Source organism: Methanoculleus sp. UBA374, from assembly GCA_002508705.1.
In the GTDB taxonomy this organism is placed as follows: domain Archaea; phylum Halobacteriota; class Methanomicrobia; order Methanomicrobiales; family Methanoculleaceae; genus Methanoculleus; species Methanoculleus palmolei.
In genome coordinates this window covers 242,928-259,954 of the sequence record DAYL01000033.1, presented here as the reverse complement: position 1 = coordinate 259,954, position 17,027 = coordinate 242,928, and the positions used below count along the sequence as shown (strand labels likewise).

Sequence of the window (17,027 nt, the reverse complement as noted above, 5' to 3'; positions counted from 1 at the left end):
CAAGATTTTGAATAAAGGGGCCGGGTCGGGAGTGGTCATGCCGGGATCAATACGATGAAATAGTTGCGGCGCCTCACATTGAACCGTTAACACCATTTGCTAATCGACCCCGGTAACAGAGAGGTTGTGAATATGAAGAAAGGATTTGTGGCAGACATCGAGACTGAGACTGTAAAGAACACCGATTTCCGTAGAGTCCTCTATACGGGGAAGTTCAGCCAGCTCGTGCTGATGAGCCTCAAGCCCGGCGAGGAGATCGGCGAGGAAGTGCATGACACCGTCGACCAGTTCTTCCGGTTCGAGAAAGGGGAAGGAGTTGTTGTGATCGACGGCGTCAAGCACGCGGTCAAAGACGGCAGCGCCGTGATCGTACCGAGCGGCGCAAGGCACAACGTCGTCAACACCTCAAAGGCCGCCGATCTCAAACTCTATACGATCTACTCCCCGCCGGAGCACCAGGACAAGGTCGTCCGGAAGACCCGCGCGGAGGCCATGGCACAGGAAGAGCATTACGACGGAAAGCCGACCGAGTAACTCTTCGAAACATCCTATCTTTTTTTGGCGATTGCTGCCGGCGAGCAAGCCGGAGTCGTGGACGGCAACGTCCGACGTTGAGGGACCCGCCAGGAGGAGATCGGGCTTGAAGAATGCGGAAAAGACGTTTTACGCTGTTGAAATACCCTTCCGATCCCCGTCATCCATCTCCAGGGGGACCGGTGCCAGACCCTGTGTGTCTTCCGGGCTCGTCCATACAGGGATAGCCCGGAACCTGATCCTTCACCGGGCATGCCCGCAGTGGACCGCGGTGGGATCGCACGGGCACCGTTGGGTGCGAGGGAACCCGGGAACGTGAGCGCAAGCGAACCTGAGCACCGATAGGTGCAGTGCGAGAATCCCTCACCCTGCAAGGGAAAATACCCGTGACCCTGTGCGTTCCGGAGGTTCCAGACGATCTCATGCGCGAGGTGCGCAAAGCAGGCATCAACCTTCCGGCGCCGCAACATGTCCGGGCCGCCCTCTCATCTCGCCGTCGGCGCCCCGGTCTCCTTGCTCGCGGTCCGGGGCTTCTGCTCACCCTTAAAGAGATGGTCGACTCCCAGGACCGTATTCATCCAGGCCCAATCGTCGCTGAACTGGACGGCCATCAGGACGATAAGGGTAAGCGGAACGGCAAAGATCATTCCGGCGACTCCGAGAGCCCATCCCCAGAATATGACCGAGAGAATGACGACGAGAGCAGGGATGTCAAAACGTCTCGACGCGAAATGTGCGAATATCGGGTTCTCTACCAGTGCGTTTAAGACGACAACTGCGGCGATCACCAGAACCACGCCCCAGAGCCCGTACTGCAGCCAGGCGAAGAAGAGCGCCGGGAGCGCCGCGATGATGAGACCGATGTAGGGGATGTATGCGAGCAGAAACGTCAGCACGCCCCAGAGAACCGCTCCATGCACCCCCATGACCCAGAGGAACGCACCGAAAAGAAAACCGTGGACGAGGTTTGCCTCGGTTCTGACGATGACGAAGTCGATCAGATACTTACTCATGCGGGAGAAGGCCTCGACACTCTCGGATCGATCCGTAATGCTCCGTATGCGGGCGGGCACCCGGGGGGCCTCAAGGAGCATGAAGATGGTCGTCACCGCTATGAAGAAGAGATAGAGGAGGAGGTCTGCGAGGCCTATGGCCGATGAAGAGAGGAGCCCGACAACCCGCTGCAGGTCGATTGAAGAGGGGGAGAACGAGCCCGTGCTGAATCCGAACCGTTCTAAGACGGCAAGAAGTTCTGAGAGCCTGACGGTCAACTCCCGCTGGTAAAGGGGGAGCGCCGAGATCAGGCTTTCGAACGAGAAGAAGACAAGATAGCAGATGAGCAGGACTGCAAGACATGCGGCGACGGTGACCGCACCGACGGCGGCGGTCCCCGACAGTCCCCGTGACCGGAGCGCTTTCACCGCGGGATATGCGATCATGGTGAGGATCAGCGATACGACGATGATGGTGGCGATATACGAGATCGCCCTGATGCCGATGATGAGAAATACCGCTACAGCGAGAAAGAACACGGTGCTCGCGGACCGGGAAAGAACTGGAGTGTCTGCCATCCCGGGGGAGGTGTTTTTCGCGGGAACTATATCAATGCCGCGAAATGTCCCGGAGGGTCTCCCGCTCCAATCCGAATGATGCGACCGACCGGGAGCGCTGAACCTCCCGCTGCGCGGGGATGCCGCCGCGTGCAGAGGAGGGCCCTGCGGAAGACCATCGGCAAAATCAACCTTTTTGGTCCTGCTCCGCCTTTTTGAGTACGAATCGGAACGCCGCTCCTTTATCCGGGCATCCCGGCACGCGGTCCTCGATCCAGATCCGCCCTCCGTAGCGTTCGGCGAGCGTTCTGCAGATGAAGAGTCCGAGTCCTTCCCCTTTTCCCAGGGCTTTCCCCCGTTCGAACCGCTGAAAGAGTTTTCTTTTGAGGTCGTCCGGAATACCCGGCCCGTTATCTTCCACCGAGACCAGCACCCCGCCGTCCCGCTCCTCCGCCCGAACGACGATCTCCACGTCCAGTCCGCCGAACTTCACGGCATTGCTGATGAGATTCGTAAAAACCGTCGACAGGAGGCTATCTGCCAGGACCCTGAACGGTGGGACCTCCATTCGTATCGATACTCCACGGAAATTCCGGATCTCCTCCCCGACAACGGCGCTGAGATCGATCGGTACAAATACCGCCGATTCAGTATGAATTCGTCGGATCGTCGCCACATTAATGAGGATCTCAGTGCTCCGCACGATGCTGTCGCGGAGTTTTTGAGCGTAAACCTTCTCGGTACCCTCAAGCAGGTCGAGCATGAGATCGGCGTAGATGCTGGAGACATTATTCGCGTTCCGGATATCGTGGGTCATGATGTCGAGATAGAGGTTTGCCTCCCTGTGCGCCTTTTCAAGACTGGCCACCAGCCTGTTCCGCTCCTCTTCGACCCGTTTTCTATCGGTGATGTCGCGTGCGTTCATGATGAAACCACAATCGTTCCCCTCCCGGAGCAGGCTCGCGCCCGTGACGTCGAGGAATACCCATCGCCCGGCAATGTCGCGAATCCTGACCTCAAAGTTGAGTCTCGCCGAAGACCGGGCCGCTCCGGTTCTCATCGCTTCCACCGCCTTCGGCACATCGTCGGGATGTGCCAGGTCGAGCAGGCTCCGACCGATGAGATCGGCAGGGTCGTAGCCTCCAATCCGCTTGATTGAAGGGCTCGTATAGGTGATGCACCCCTTTTTATCGAGGAGCACGATAATATCCGATACATTCTCTATGAGAGAGCGGAAATGTGCCTCACTTTCCTGCAAGACCCGGTTGAGGCGAGCCAATTCGTCCCCTTTCTGCTGGAGTTGCTCGGTGGTGCGCTGCAGTTCTTCATTCTGGACCTCCATCTCTTCGGCGAACCGCTGCAACCGTTCCAGAAGTTCCTGCGTCTGCGCTTCAGCCTGCTTTAACTCCGTGATCTCCGTTCCGACGGCAATGGCCCCGGTGACGTCTCCCCCCGCGCCCCGCAGGGGCGTCTTTGTGAAAAAGAAGATTCGGCCGCTGATCGTTTCATCAAAGGTCTCAGTAGCCCCGGTCTCCATAATGAGTCGATCGTTGGTCATGAGGGGGCCGCCCGCCTCCGGGCCGAGGAGTTCAATCGCCGACCGTCCAAGCGCTTCGCCGGCGGATCGGCCGATCACTCTGAGCATGGCAGGATTGCACATCACAAAACGGCCCAGACGGTCGGTAACGTAGATGGGCGCCGGCGTGTTCTCGGTGATGGCGGTGAGGATGACGCTGGCCTTCGCGAGTTCGTCCGTACGCTCAATGACACGCTGCTCGAGCGTCTCGTTTAACTTCCGCAGGGCATCCTCGGCACGCTTGCGCCTGGTGACGTCGATGCCCACCTTCAGAATGAAGGAAGAGCCATCGGTGCCGGTGAAGGGAAAATCAAAGATCTCGTAGTCGCGGTTGTCCGGACCGGTCCATTCCCGGTGGTGAGGCTCCTTTGCCTTCATGACATGGTAAGACTCGCAGTTCTCACAGGGCTCCGTGCGTGAAAAAAGGTGCTCGAAGCAGCGCCGGCTCCCGGGCTCGCCGAACCGTTCCCGAAAAAAGCGGTTGGCAAAAGGCACGCGATAGTCCGGCGACAGCAGCGTCACGTACACCGGCAGCACCTCCAGGATGTCATAGAGACGTTTCCGCTCCGCCCTCGTCGCCTCCTCTGCCCGAACGCGCCCGGCGATCTCAGCCTGCAGGGTCTTGTCGGACTCCAGGAGTGCCCGGGTGCTTTCCAGGACGCGCATCTCCAGTTCGTCGCGTAATATCTGCAGTCCCCCCTCGGCCCGCTTACGCTCGGTAATATCCTGCCCCTGTGCGATGACCGAAGAGACCGTATTTTGAACGCTATCATATACGGCAACAGTGTTCCACAGGACGGTCCTGATCTCACCATCTACCGTGAATATAGGAATTTCAACGGATTTCCACCACTCCCCGGCGGTCACCTTCCGGACAAGATCCATCAACTCTTCTTGTCTGTCTTCGGGGAAGAGAATGGCCGGAGACTGACCGAGGACCGCGTGAGCGGCACGACCTGTCAGCCGCTCGGAGGCGTTGTTGAACAGGGTGATCCTGAGCGCCGCATCCCAGACGATGATGGGGACGTTCGCGCACGCGATCAGGTTCTCTAGAGACTTGATCGTTTCCGCCATCTTTCTGAGCGATTCGTAATTCAATGTCAAAATCGAGAGTCTCCTCTAAATGATGCATCGGCGAGCGGACGAGTATCCCGGGAAATCTGCATCAACCGCACGGGAAATCTCATCGGCCATATCACTCTCGGGCTCCCATTTCGGCGGACCTGATCTTCATCACCCTCGGGCGTCGTACGGACCTGCTCTTTAGAGAGGCGTCCTTCTGCTGTATGGCGAGCACGTCATGATTCCTTCCGTGCCACTGCAACTCAATAGTAAATACCATCAGCAGTGGTATATTATTCCTCTGGTCAGCACCGCGCCAATCCCGAAATCATCAGGAAGATTCTGATCTATATCCTCACATTTATGAAAGATTTACCGGAATTGCCCTTTAATATCAGGCAACTCACAGACATGCATGTTTCCTGACGTAAGGACCAATAAAGAAGTATAAGAGGAAATTTTTATAAATTATCACCTATAAATCAATGGATAAATTTTGGGATTGTCCCATTATTCTGCAGCCGGGCCAACGGCACTCCCCGGCAGAGACCGAACCGATAGTATCGCCGGCCCGGTGACCGATAGTTGCCGGAAATACGGCAACTCCGGTCCATGTTCAGGGTGAATTCAGCGCGTTGCTTCGAATAATCTTCTTCATCACCGTATCCCAGGACCCGGTCGTGAGAAAACTCTCTTCCATATAGCCGACTACCTTTGCAAACTTCTTCATGGGGAAAGCCATCGTCAAGACGTCGGACGGGACACAGGACCGTGCCGACGGGTCGAACATCCCGAGCACGGCTCTCGGGTTCTCGTTCTGCTGCTCAAGCCGGGGGTAGTAGAAGACCGAGCTGCACCCGGCTCCGAACGGGCAGACGACGCCGTTCGGGTCGGCTCTATCGAAGTTTGCGAGCGTGAAGAGGCCGGAAAACACCTCAGGCCGCGCGAAGAAGACCACGGCGTCCGGGCTGTCCGCATCCGTGAGCCGGTCCCAGCGCTTGAAGACGATGTGCTTTCCCGTCGCAGGCATCCGGGCAGTCCCCCGGTCGAGTTCGTCCACGATCTCCGGCGTCTGCTTGTAGCGTTCTCCTTCGATAACGCCGGGTTTTCCGTAGGAGAGGAAGTAACGGAAATCGGGAAACCGCTCGGCGTCGTAGCCAAGGTAGAACCTCCCCCCGCGGCACCCGATCGAGTCTTCGGAAAAGACGAGGCCCGTCCCTTTTCTCACCCTGACAAGGTCGCAGACAAAGCACCTCCAGCCCTTCGGGACGGAGGCCCGCTCCACCCCGTCGGTCCTGCCCCCGACCTCGAACGTGATCGGAGTTCCGTCCCGGGGAAGTACTGCTCATGGAACCGGATGTAGGCCTCACGCAGTTCCATGTCCATACAGACCTTTTCCGGGGTGACGGGGAAGAATCTTCTGATCCGCTTCCCGGACGGCGGGTCCGGAGAAGGGCAGATCATAAAGTATATAATGTCAACCAATGACTATTGACACATGCCTCTTCCCCTGAACGATAGGCAGTTTATGTTCTGGAAACTCCGCCGCAACGGCCTCCCTAACGTCAGTATCGCAGATCGCTTCAGCATATCCCGCCAGGCGGTCTCGAAGGCGCTGCTTGCCATGGACCGGAAAGTCGAGAAGACGCTTCTAGAGATGGCGCATGCAAACCAGATCGACGTTGAGAGCCTGAACGCGGAGAAAGGAGTCCTTTTCGGGCGTTCCGTCCCGTTCAACGTGAACGCAGTCGTGTTTATATCGGCAGACCGCGGTGTGCAGGTCTGGTACGAGCACGAGGGCGACTGCGGCGCATGCCCGCGATACGCCCGGTGCATCGAGCTCCTCTGGGACTACGCGGACGAACTGGGTATCGCGCTTGAAAAGACCGGCGACCCCACGCGGATGGCCGAAGAACTCTTCGCGAAACTCCGGAAGCTCGTATGATGCCGTTCATAGAGGCGATACGGGCCTATCTCGGGTGGTGCCCTGGAGCAGGGTCGATGCGGACGGACCCGCCGGTGCGGTGGACGAAAACAGCCGCGGTGCCGGGCAGGAGGGCCGGGCTCTCCCGAACCGGGCCCGGGCGGTGGAGCCGCTACCACAACCGGGTGCTGGTTACGGCGGTAGCCTTCTCGGCGGCGGCAGCGGTAGCTTTTCTCCTGGTCGAGGATGTTTCAGGGTATCCGGTCGTGTTGGGGTATTTCCATCGGGGCGGGAGCGGTCCTCGGCTTCCTGCTTGCTTACCGGAAGCAGTACGCACGGATTGTTGCCGGCGAGTTCATCGAGGCCAACATGACTAAAAGACAGCGCATCGTCCGGCGCCTGAGCATGCCGGTGGCCACCGTTCTCCTCGTGGCCTTTATGGGTTATTTTGTCCTGAGCGGCATGCCCGGCTGGATCATCAGGTTCACGCTGGCCTTGAGCCTCGTCGGCTGGGCTCAGTACGGTGTCACGATTCTCTGGGAGCGGGGACACTGCACAACCCTGATCGCAGAGAAGGGATCGATGTACACCCTGGATACGACAGCGGAGGGCGAAAGCGCATGATGCTGAAGGTCACCAGGGCGATACGGAGGCTGATGGGCTGGTGCCCCATGGCAGGATCGGTGCGGATGGATCTCGCGGCGCTGACGACGACGACCACGATACCGGGCGGGCAGGACGGTTCCTTCCGGGCCGGCACCGGATGGTGGCATCGCCACCACAACCAGCTGCTCGTCGCGGCGCTGGGTGCATCGGCGGCGACAGCGGCGCTCGTTATCCTGTTCGGGGATGCTTCGGGGCACCTCGCCATGTGGACGGGCCTTGCCGTCGGGATAGGGGCGCTCTTCGGCTCTCTGCTCAGTTACCGCTCCCGGTATGCGCGGGTTGCCGCCGGCGAGTTCCGCAGAGAGAACATGAGCCGAAGACAGCGCGTTGTCCAGCACCTGAGGATGCCGGCGGCCGCCGTTCTCGTCGCCGCCGGTATGGCGTATCTTGTCCTGGGAGGGTTGTTCGACCGACTTCTCGGGATCATGCTGGGCGTGAGTCTCATCTGCTGGGTCTGGTTCGGCCTCACGATCCTCTGGGAGCGGCGGCACCAGGCGGTCATGATCGCGGAGTGGGGGTCGGTATATACCCTGGATACGGCAACGGAGGGCGAACTCATATGGCGTTGAGGTTTGCTGAAGCGATACGGAGGTTGATGGGCTGGTGCCCGAATGCGGCAATGACCGGCAGACGGTGTGCCGCGCTTGAGGTAGAGGTCGAGACGGCGAAAGAAGGCGGCCGGGAGGTGGTGGAGGGTGCACTGGTGGATTACGGCTCGATCGGCACTCCGGGAAGGCTCTTTCTGCTGCTCCTTGCCAGTGCCTGTTTCATTGGATGTTTCTTTGCCATGACTCCGGCAACCCTCGTTACGGTTCCGACAACCTCTGTTATGTTTCCGGCAGGAGGCCTCCTTCTGCTGGCTATCGCACTGGGTTGCGCCGCTCTGGAGTTGTATGGGACCGTACGAAGAGCCCGTATCGATATCGCCCACGACGTCATCACCATCAATCGGACGCTCTTCCGGCCGCTCGTCATCCCGAGGGATGCCATCGAGAAGGCGGAGGTGGGAGAGAACAAACTCCCCGTCCCCCTCTGGCTCCTCGTGGTAGCGCTGGCAGCGCTCTTCACTTCGGCGGCCGGCAGCGTATACACCGGGTTTGGAAACCCGGCCTCAATGCGGTTTCTCTTCGGGCTTGCCGCCGCAGTCCTCTTTCCGGCGCTCTTCTACCGCACCTACGTGCGGACCCGCTACCCGCAGGCCCTGGCGATAACGACCACGAAGAAGAGGATTGCTGTGATCTACACCGATGACCCCGAACGGGTAGTCCGAACGCTGGGGGTGGCCGGATGACGGTCTTCATGGAGTATATCCGGAAGAAGCTCGGCTGGTGCCCGAATGCCGGCGCCGTCGAACCGATCAAGCGCACGAGCGCACAAGCGGGCTACGGGGATGCGTGGAAGGGAAGGAGCCCGGAACCAAACCCCGGCCCGGAGCTCGCCGGCGCCGCAGGCGCCGATCGGGGCGGCTACCAGGACAACATGCTGCTGATCCTCATTGCTCTGGCCTGGCTTCTTCCGGTCGTGTACGACCGTGAGTTCCTCCCGATCCTCATCATCCTCTCCGCAGTCGTCGTGTATTACGACGCGCAGAGCATCCGTGCCGGGGACAAGTTCGAGAAGGAGACGCTTTTCGGCGATATCGTCACCTGGCAGCCGTTAACCTGGGGGGCGGCGACGCTTGTCGGCGGGATCATCATCATGGCGATCTACCTCTTCCACCGCAAGGAGATCTACCGCGCAAACTTCGGCGGGGAGGCATCCGCATGATGCTGAGATTCGCTGAAGCGATACGGAGGTGGATGGGCTGGTGCCCGAACGCAGCAGCGGCCGGAACCGTCCGGCGCCGGTATGCCACGCCGGCCGGCGAGGTCGGGATCGGAGCAGCGAGAGAAGGCAGACGCGAGGCGGTGGAGGGCGTATTCGTGGATTACGTCGGTCCCCGTTTCTTACCGCTGTTGATTCTTGTTTTCGGCGGTTTTTTCGTGCTCTTCGTGGTGGGCTTCCTGATCCCCTCCCTGCGTCCCGGATTCTATGCTTTCACAGGCCTCTTCTTTATGGCGTATGCCGTGGTGCGTCTCTATCTCGATACGAAAAAGGCTGAAATAGAGTCATCCGGGGGTTCGGTCGTTGTCCGGAGATCGCGTACTCGCCTCCTCGTCTTCGGAAAAGATGCCGTCAGATCGGTCGAGGTGAAACAACCTTACCTGCCCATACCCCGCTGGGTGTCCGCGTTGCTCTTGATTTTCATGTATGTGGGGGTATTCTACGGCATGGTGTGGATCGGGGCGATGCGGTATCCGGGCAGCCCGGCCGACCCCGATTTTATCTTCCACGCCTTCTATTTGGTCGGCTTCATGGTGTTTATGCTGGAGTTGCTCTGTCGCTCCCTGGTCAGCCTGCGGTATCCCGGCCATCTCAGGGTGAAGCTGGAGCCCGCCGGGTACCTCCACGTCTACACGGACGACCCCGAACGGGTAGCCCAGGTACTGGAGGTTTCCTGATGGCGATATTTCTGGAGTATATCCGGAAGAGGCTCGGCTGGTGCCCGAATGTGGCCGCCACCGGAATCGACCGGAGGCGGTATGCTGTGCCGGAGGCCGCGTTCGGGACCAGGACCGCGGCGGGCGGAGAACGGGAGGTAGTGGAGGGTGTCCTTGTGGACTACGGCCCTATCGGCACTCCGGGAATCTACCTCGTGCTGCTCGTTGCCGGCGCTCTTCTCATCGGGTGCTTCTTCGTTCTGCCTCAAGCAGGGGGCCGTCTTCTGCTGGCGATAATACTCGCCGCATATTCCGGGGTGGAGTTGTATGGAGTCGTACAAAAAGCCAGTATCGAGATCGCTCGCGGCATCATCGTGATTCGGCGCCCGTTCTTCCGGCCAATCGTTATCCCGAAGGATGCCGTCGTGAAGGCGGAGGTGAGAGAGAACAAACCCCCCGTCCCCTCCTGGATCTTCGCGGCGGCTCTGACGGCGCTTCTCGTTTCGGCGGCCGGCAGCATATACAGCGGATTCTCCAACCCGGCTTCCATGCGGTTTATCTTCGGGTTTGCCGCCGCGATCTTTTTCCTGGTGATCTTCTACCGCACCTATGCGCGGGCACATTACCCGCAGACCCTGACGATAACGACCGCAGAGAAGAAGATTGCCGCCATCTACACGGACGACCCCGAACGGATAGCCCGGACGCTGGAGGTTTCCCGATGATAATCTTTGTGGAGTATCTCAGAAAGAAACTCGGCTGGTGCCCGAATACAGCGGCGGCCGGAATCGACCGGAAGCGGTATGCCGTGCCGGACGGCAAGATCGAGACCGCGGCGAGAGAAGGCAGCCGGGAAATGGCGGAGGGCGTATTCGTGGATTACGTCAGTCCCTGGTTCTTACCGATCTCGATTCTCGTCTTCGGCGGGCTCTTCGTGGCAGGCCTCCTGATACCCGCGTTGCGTCCCGGGTTCTCTATTCTCATGGGTCTCTCCTTTATGACGTATGCCGCGGTGCACCTCTATCACGATACAAAGGGGACCGTGATTGAGTCGTCCGAGAATTCCGTCATCGTCCGAAGATCGCGTTCCCGGCCGCTCGCCTTCGGAAAGGATGCCTTCAGGTCGGTCGTGATGATAAAGGCGTATCCTCCCGTTCTTCGCCGGGCGTTTGCCCTGCTCCTGGTCCTCACGTATGCGGGGGTATTCTTCGTCAGGGCAGGGGTTGGGTGGATGCGGTATCCGGACGCCCAGGCTGTCGACCCCGAATTCGTCTTCCAGGTCTTCTTTGAGGTCGGCTTTGCGGTGTTTATGCTGGAGTTGCTCTATCGCTCCCTGGTCAGCCTGCGGTATCCCGGCCATCTCAGGGTGAGGCTGGAGCCCGCAGGGTTCCTCCACGTCTACACGGATGACCCGAAGAAGCTGGCCGTGCTGTTCGGCGCCCCGCGATGACGGAGCATACCTTTTGAAGAGAACAGCCCAATGTACACGGTAGCGACATTCAATGGACCCTACACCGAATACCCTCCCGCAACCCCCATCCGACGGAACGGTCAGCTTGGTTGACGGTACCGCCGACGCTCAACCGTCCTCCCCGCCGCTCGTCGAGTTTCGGAACGTCAGCGTCGTCCGGGGCGGCCGGAAACTCCTCGACTCTGTCTCGCTCACGGTCCGGGAGGGAGAGCAGATCGCCATCCTCGGGCCGAACGGTGCCGGGAAGTCGTCGCTCATCCGGGCGATCACCCGTGAGTACTACCCCTCCTCTCCGGGGCCGGGCGTCGTCTTCAGGTTCCGGGGGCAGGACCGGTGGGACGCCTTCGACCTGCGCTCCCACATCGGGCTTGTCTCCGGCGACCTTCAGCACACCTTCACCCGCGGCATATCGGGCCGCGAGGTCGTGCTTTCGGGGTTCTTCTCGAGCGTCGGGCTCTTCTCCCATAAGGTGACGCCCGATATGGAGAGAAAGGCAGACGAGATCCTCGAGTTCCTCGAGGTCGCCCACCTCGCGGACCGCCCGATGACAGAGATCTCTTCCGGCGAGGGGCGCAGGCTCCTGATCGGGAGGGCCCTGGTCCACGACCCGGGCACTCTCGTTCTGGACGAACCCACGAACAGCCTTGACCTCGCCGCGCTCCACATCTTCCGAAAGACTCTCCGGAAGATCGCACGGTCGGGCACCGGCATCGTCCTTGTCACCCACAGCCTCCCCGATATCATCCCGGAGGTCTCCCGGGTCGTTCTGATGCGGGACGGCGCCGTCAGGATGGACGGCCCGAAGACGGATGTCCTGACCAATGAAGCCATCGGCGGGCTCTTTTGCGTCCCGGTGCGTGTGGTGGAGGAAGACGGGTACTTTTACGCGACGGGATACTGAGCGAGGGCCACATCTTCACCTACCCGGGCTCCGAATTTTGTCGTTCCTCGATCAGCAGAACGTTTAAGGCGGGGACCATCCCGCATACCTGCGGCACCTCACCGGGTGTCGCTATTCCCGAGGAGAGAGGAATGAGAGACGATGCGAGTACTGCAGCCGTCCGGGACCTCATGGCTGAGTTTGCCGCCCGGACGGGGCTTGACCCGTCGGGTATCCGTCCCCGGCGTTACCTCTGGACGGACGCCTACGCGGTCTGCAACTACCTTGGACTCTTCCGCCGGACGGGCGACGCGTCCTATCGGGACCTCGCCCTCCGTCTCGTCGACCAGGTGCATCACATCCTCGGCCGGCACCGTGACGATGACCGGAGGACCGGCTGGATCAGCGGTCTCTCCGAAAAGGAGGGAGAGGCGCACCCGACCCGGGGCGGCCTCCGGATCGGTAAACCGCTTCCCGAACGCGGGCCGGGCGAACCGTTCGACGAGCAACTGGAATGGGACCGGGACGGGCAGTATTATCATTATTTGACCAAGTGGATGCACGCCCTCAACCGGGTGAGACGGGTCACCGGAGACCCGGCGTATACCCGATGGGCGGCTGAACTTGCAAAGACGGCCCATGCCGCGTTCACCTACGTCCCCGCCTCCGGCGGCGGGAAGAGAATGTACTGGAAGATGAGCATCGACCTCTCCCGGCCGCTCGTTCCCGCAATGGGCCAGCACGACCCGCTTGACGGGTTCGTCACCTACAGCGAGCTCCAGATGGCGGGGGGCAGTGGATGCGGAGGATCGTTGCAGTCCGACCTATCCCCGGAGATCGTCGATATGGCTGGCATCTGTCGGGAAGGGGGCTTGGCCACGGACGACCCGCTCGGCATTGGCGGTCTCCTCTTTGATGCCGGGCGGGTAGTGGAGATGATGATCAGGGGCGGCTTTGCGTACATAGACCTGCTGGCCTCCGTTCTCGATGCTGCCCGGACAGGCCTCGCCGCATTTGTCGGGAGCGGTGCGCTCGAGTACCCTGCGGCGTACCGCCTTGCCTTCAGGGAGTTCGGGCTCTCGATCGGCCTATCGGGGGTGGACGCTCTCGTGAAGCGGATCCGGGAGAACCCTGACCTTTTCGGGCGGCAGAGCCCCGTGCAGCGGCGAGCCGGAGCGCTCGTGGAGTACGTGCCGCTTGCCGGCAGAATCGAACGGTTCTGGATGGATGCAGGAAACAGGCAAACCGGAACCTGGACAGGAAACCGGGAGATCAACACGGTGATGCTCGCCACCAGCCTCGCTCCCGGGGAGTTCCTGGCAATCTAGAGGGAGACGGTACCCCGCCGTGTCCCGGCACCCATACTCTTTTAAGGAGAGGCGATAAGATCGGACTTAAAAAGAGGAACGAATCATGTCATCCAGACTGATGGATTACTTCAACAAACAGCCGCGGCTCGGCGTCCTCAGCACAGCAAACAGAGAGGGCAAGGTCGATGCGGCGGTCTTCGGCTCGCCGATGATGGTCGACGAGAAGACCGTCGTTATGGGGCTCGGGAACAACCGCACGTTTGCCTACCTGCAGGAGAACCCGAATGCCGTCTTCACGATCATGGAGCAGGGAGCGACGCTTATGGACTGGAAGGGGCTTCGGGTCTACCTGAAAATGAAGGAGTTTGCAACATCCGGAGCGGCGCTGGAGGATTACCGGAAGAAGATCGCTATGGCCGCAGGCAAAGATGCGGCGGCGATGATCCATGCCTCGGTGACGTTTGAGGTCGGTGAGGTGCGGCCCCTCATCGATATGGGCCAGGGCTGGGAGAAATCCATCTGAGCTTCGGGAAGGGGGCCTCGTCGGAGGACTCCCCGGTCTCCCATTCCGGAGGCCCAAGAACAGCCCTCAGAGACGACCGACCCCGGGGCTTCCCCCTGTGCTCCTGCCGCGCCCCCATGCCACGAGGAGGCGGACGCATGCCTCCACCTACTCCGAGAGGAACTGAAATATCCACAGCAGGTGCTCGTTGAGCGGTTTCTTCTTCTGCCAGGTCTCCTCAAGCGGCGTGCACAGAAGGTCGCCCCCGACCTCGCCCACCATGCACCCGCTCCGGCCTTCAAGCAACGCCTCGACGGCGGCGACACCGAAGAGGCTCCCGAGCACCCGGTCGCGCAACGTCGGCGGCCCGCCCCGCTGGAGATGACCGAGGACGACGACGCGCGATTCGAAGTTGAGGCGTTCACTGACCTCCCGGGCGATCTGAAAGGAGATCCCCGGCGTCTTTCCCTCCGTCACCACCACGATTGCGCTTTTCTTCCCGATGGTGAACCCCTCCCGTATCCGCTCGCTGATCCGGGCGATCGAGAGTTCTTCTTCCGGGATGACCAGTTCCTCGGCACCGCCGGCGATGCCGCTCTCGAGTGCCAGAAATCCGGCCGTGCGCCCCATCACCTCGATGAAGAAGAGGCGTTCGTGGGACCGGGCCGTGTCGCGGATGCGGTCGATAGCCTCAACCGCGCAGTTCGCTGCGGTATCGAACCCGATACAGTAGTCGGTCCCGTAGACGTCGTTGTCGATGCTCGCCGGCACCCCGACGAGCGCGGCCGTATCCGCTTCGGCGGCAAGCAGGCTTGCACCGTGGAACGTCCCTTCTCCTCCGATCAGGACGAGGCCGTCAAGTTCCAGCCGCTCAATGGCCGCCGCCGCCCGGAGCCGCCCCTCCTCCGTGGAGAACTCCAGGCTCCGGGAGGTCTCGAGGATCGTACCGCCCTGGTGGATGGTGTTCCGGATCGCCGTCCGGTCGAGCGGCACCGCGTCGCCGGCAATGAGCCCGGCATACCCATGGCGTATCCCGAGGACGACGTGGTCGTGCGCGAGTGCGGTACGCACCACCGCCCGGATGCAGGCGTTCATTCCCGGGGCGTCGCCGCCGCTCGTCAGGACGCCGATGCGTCTCATGGGTCCCCCGCATCGTCGAGTGCCTCAACGCCCGGAAGCGGCTTTCCCGCAAGCATCGCGAGGGCGGCCCCGCCGCCGGTCGAGACATGGGTCATCTCGTCGGCAAGCCCGAACATCCCCACCGCATCCGCGGTCGAACCGCCGCCGATAACCGTCGTACCACGGAGCGTGGCGAGGGCCGCGGCAATCCGGCGGGTCCCTTCGGCAAACTCCGGGACCTCAAAGACCCCCATCGGCCCGTTCCAGACAACGGTTCGCGAGCCTGCAAGTGCACGGCAGAACTCATCGGCAGCCCCCGGTCCGATATCAGCAACGATCCGGTCGTCCGGAATCGCCGTTGAGGGTACAACCCGGACCGGGACGCCCGGCTCCAGTTTCTCCGCAACGACGACGTCCCGGGGCAGAAGGAGGCGGACGCCACGTTCCGCGGCTTTTGCCTCAAGATCCCTGACGGCATCGAGGCTATCGGTCTCAACGCGTGATCTACCGGTCCCGTATCCCCGACTCGCGAAGAACGTCGCTGCCATGCCGCCTCCGATAAGGAGCAGATCCACCCGGGAGATGACGTGTTCGAGAACCGCCAGTTTATCGCTCACCTTGGCCCCGCCGATCGCGGCGGCAAACGGCCGTTCGGGGTCTTCCAGGATGCGGGTAAAGGTGTCCACCTCTTTTTCGAGCAGGAGCCCGGCAACCGCCGGCAGATGCTCAGGAACGCCCACGACCGATGCATGGGCCCGGTGAGAAACGCCGAAGGCATCGTCGACATAGATATCCGCGAGGCCGGCGAGGTTCGCCGCAAAGACCGGGTCGTCCACCTTCTCCTCCGGGTGGAACCGGAGGTTCTCAAGGAGGACGACGTCTCCATTGTTCATCCCCGCAACCGTGCCCTCCACCTCCGGCCCGACACACTCCTGCAGCGCGGCGACCGGCCGATCGAGCAGCACCGAAAGACGATTCGCCACGAGGGCGAGGCGTAGCCGCTCCACGACCACGCCATCCGGCCGGTCCAAGTGAGAGCAGAGGATGACCCGTGCGCCCCGCTCGCAGAGGTAGCGTATCGTCGGGAGGCTGGCCCGGATTCGGGTATCGTCGGCGATGGCGCCGTCGGCGTCGAGCGGCACGTTGAAGTCGGCACGGACGAGCACCCTTCTCTCCCGCACATCGATATCCCGGATCGTCTTCTTTCGTCTTGATAATCCGTTCTGCATACCAGCATACCCCCGGAGCGGCGAAGAACTGCAGGAGATCGGTGCCGGGTGCATGGGCCGGCTGTCCTTCTCCATCCGGCGCTCTGCGGTCTCCCCGGCCGGCCGATCTAAAGTGTTCCCGGCCGAAAACCCGGTTCTTCACACGGGCCCGCGGCCAATCCAATCACGGCTCTTGTGAGGGAGTTCACCGCTCCTGACGGCGTTCCCAGTAAGGCGTGTAGCCGTAGTGGCTGTACATACCGGTGAGCCACTCGCGTTCGGCGGTCGTCGGCCAGTTCCCTTTGTCAAATCCCGGTGCGTTCTCCAGCTGCTCTTTAGGTACGTCGAGAACGAAGGAGTCGTCGGATGCGTTGTACTGGAGAGCCGCCCAGGGAACGGCGAAGAGTTTATCGCCAAGCCCCATGATGCCGCCGAACGAGAGAGCGGCATAGGCGGTGCAGCCTTCGTTGATATCGACCACGATATCCTTGATATTTCCGAGGTCCTCGCCACTCGGATTTCTGACCGAATAATCTGCAATATCTTTTCCCCGTATAATGTTCCGTCTCTCCATCTGTGTAGTAGCTCCTCTCATGTGCATCACGTCTCCACGAAAGCGTGGGCTGTTCCATCCCACAGCAAGAGGGTCCATACGGGATGGGCCATATTTAATTCTTGCTACAGTATAGTAAAGAGCAAATATACCTTGGGGGGAGCGGCTTTCGGGCGATTTCACTGCAGCGGC

At 61.0% G+C, this 17,027-nt stretch carries 18 protein-coding genes; 12 read left to right on the top strand and 6 right to left on the bottom strand.

The window, feature by feature from the left end; all coding sequences use genetic code 11:
* The first annotated feature begins 132 nt into the window (after positions 1–132).
* On the top strand, positions 133–534 hold the full coding sequence (locus BRA42_RS12850) for a cupin domain-containing protein (protein WP_292409611.1): 402 nt from the start codon (positions 133–135) through the stop codon (positions 532–534).
* Positions 535–1,019: 485 nt separating this feature from the next.
* On the opposite strand, the gene BRA42_RS12845 is transcribed toward BRA42_RS12850, so the two are convergent.
* From BRA42_RS12845 to BRA42_RS12835, 3 genes are all read right to left on the bottom strand, one after another.
* Positions 1,020–2,105, bottom strand: coding sequence for an AI-2E family transporter (locus BRA42_RS12845; RefSeq protein WP_292409613.1), 1,086 nt, complete (start codon positions 2,103–2,105; stop codon positions 1,020–1,022).
* 166 nt (positions 2,106–2,271) lie between these two features.
* Complete coding sequence (locus BRA42_RS12840) at positions 2,272–4,764, bottom strand: PAS domain S-box protein (RefSeq protein WP_292409615.1); 2,493 nt, start codon at positions 4,762–4,764, stop codon at positions 2,272–2,274.
* 574 nt (positions 4,765–5,338) lie between these two features.
* Entirely contained in the window at positions 5,339–6,007 is a 669-nt protein-coding gene (locus BRA42_RS12835) for a DUF169 domain-containing protein (protein WP_292409617.1), read from the bottom strand.
* Between the two features lie 213 nt (positions 6,008–6,220).
* On the opposite strand from BRA42_RS12835, the gene BRA42_RS12830 reads away from it, so the two are divergent.
* From BRA42_RS12830 to BRA42_RS12780, 11 genes are all read left to right on the top strand, one after another.
* Entirely contained in the window at positions 6,221–6,667 is a 447-nt protein-coding gene (locus BRA42_RS12830) for a hypothetical protein (RefSeq protein ID WP_342770746.1), read from the top strand.
* A gap of 225 nt (positions 6,668–6,892) precedes the next feature.
* Positions 6,893–7,270 carry a hypothetical protein gene (locus tag BRA42_RS12825; RefSeq protein ID WP_292409622.1) on the top strand — a complete coding sequence of 126 codons (378 nt, stop codon included), beginning with the start codon at positions 6,893–6,895 and terminating at the stop codon, positions 7,268–7,270.
* Positions 7,267–7,881: a DUF1673 family protein gene (locus BRA42_RS12820; protein ID WP_292409623.1), complete on the top strand. Its 615-nt coding sequence runs from the start codon at positions 7,267–7,269 to the stop codon at positions 7,879–7,881. Before BRA42_RS12825 ends, BRA42_RS12820 begins: the two co-directional genes overlap by 4 nt.
* Positions 7,872–8,603 (top strand): hypothetical protein, encoded by a 732-nt coding sequence (locus tag BRA42_RS12815; protein WP_292409625.1) that lies wholly within the window; start codon positions 7,872–7,874, stop codon positions 8,601–8,603. Before BRA42_RS12820 ends, BRA42_RS12815 begins: the two co-directional genes overlap by 10 nt.
* On the top strand, positions 8,600–9,079 hold the full coding sequence (locus BRA42_RS12810; protein ID WP_292409627.1) for a hypothetical protein: 480 nt from the start codon (positions 8,600–8,602) through the stop codon (positions 9,077–9,079). The genes BRA42_RS12815 and BRA42_RS12810 overlap by 4 nt, the downstream gene beginning before the upstream one ends.
* Positions 9,076–9,813, top strand: a complete 738-nt coding sequence (locus BRA42_RS12805) for a hypothetical protein (protein ID WP_342770745.1) — start codon at positions 9,076–9,078, stop codon at positions 9,811–9,813. Before BRA42_RS12810 ends, BRA42_RS12805 begins: the two co-directional genes overlap by 4 nt.
* Positions 9,813–10,517, top strand: coding sequence for a hypothetical protein (locus BRA42_RS12800; RefSeq protein ID WP_342770744.1), 705 nt, complete (start codon positions 9,813–9,815; stop codon positions 10,515–10,517). The genes BRA42_RS12805 and BRA42_RS12800 overlap by 1 nt, the downstream gene beginning before the upstream one ends.
* Complete coding sequence (locus tag BRA42_RS12795; protein ID WP_342770743.1) at positions 10,514–11,242, top strand: DUF1673 family protein; 729 nt, start codon at positions 10,514–10,516, stop codon at positions 11,240–11,242. The genes BRA42_RS12800 and BRA42_RS12795 overlap by 4 nt, the downstream gene beginning before the upstream one ends.
* A gap of 106 nt (positions 11,243–11,348) precedes the next feature.
* Positions 11,349–12,164, top strand: a complete 816-nt coding sequence (locus tag BRA42_RS12790) for an ABC transporter ATP-binding protein (protein WP_342770742.1) — start codon at positions 11,349–11,351, stop codon at positions 12,162–12,164.
* A 131-nt stretch (positions 12,165–12,295) separates the two neighbouring features.
* Entirely contained in the window at positions 12,296–13,471 is a 1,176-nt protein-coding gene (locus BRA42_RS12785) for a hypothetical protein (RefSeq protein ID WP_292409637.1), read from the top strand.
* An 85-nt stretch (positions 13,472–13,556) separates the two neighbouring features.
* On the top strand, positions 13,557–13,976 hold the full coding sequence (locus BRA42_RS12780) for a pyridoxamine 5'-phosphate oxidase family protein (protein ID WP_292409638.1): 420 nt from the start codon (positions 13,557–13,559) through the stop codon (positions 13,974–13,976).
* Positions 13,977–14,123: 147 nt separating this feature from the next.
* On the opposite strand, the gene pfkA is transcribed toward BRA42_RS12780, so the two are convergent.
* The 3 genes from pfkA to BRA42_RS12765 all read right to left on the bottom strand — a co-directional run bounded on the left by pfkA (position 14,124) and on the right by BRA42_RS12765 (position 16,856).
* Positions 14,124–15,095, bottom strand: coding sequence for a 6-phosphofructokinase (gene pfkA, locus BRA42_RS12775; protein ID WP_342770741.1), 972 nt, complete (start codon positions 15,093–15,095; stop codon positions 14,124–14,126).
* A complete protein-coding gene (locus BRA42_RS12770; protein WP_342771176.1) occupies positions 15,092–16,378 on the bottom strand; it encodes a phosphoglycerate kinase in 1,287 nt (428 codons plus the stop codon). The genes pfkA and BRA42_RS12770 overlap by 4 nt, the downstream gene beginning before the upstream one ends.
* 109 nt (positions 16,379–16,487) lie before the next feature.
* Complete coding sequence (locus tag BRA42_RS12765; RefSeq protein ID WP_342770739.1) at positions 16,488–16,856, bottom strand: PRC-barrel domain-containing protein; 369 nt, start codon at positions 16,854–16,856, stop codon at positions 16,488–16,490.
* Between the last annotated feature and the right edge of the window lie 171 nt (positions 16,857–17,027).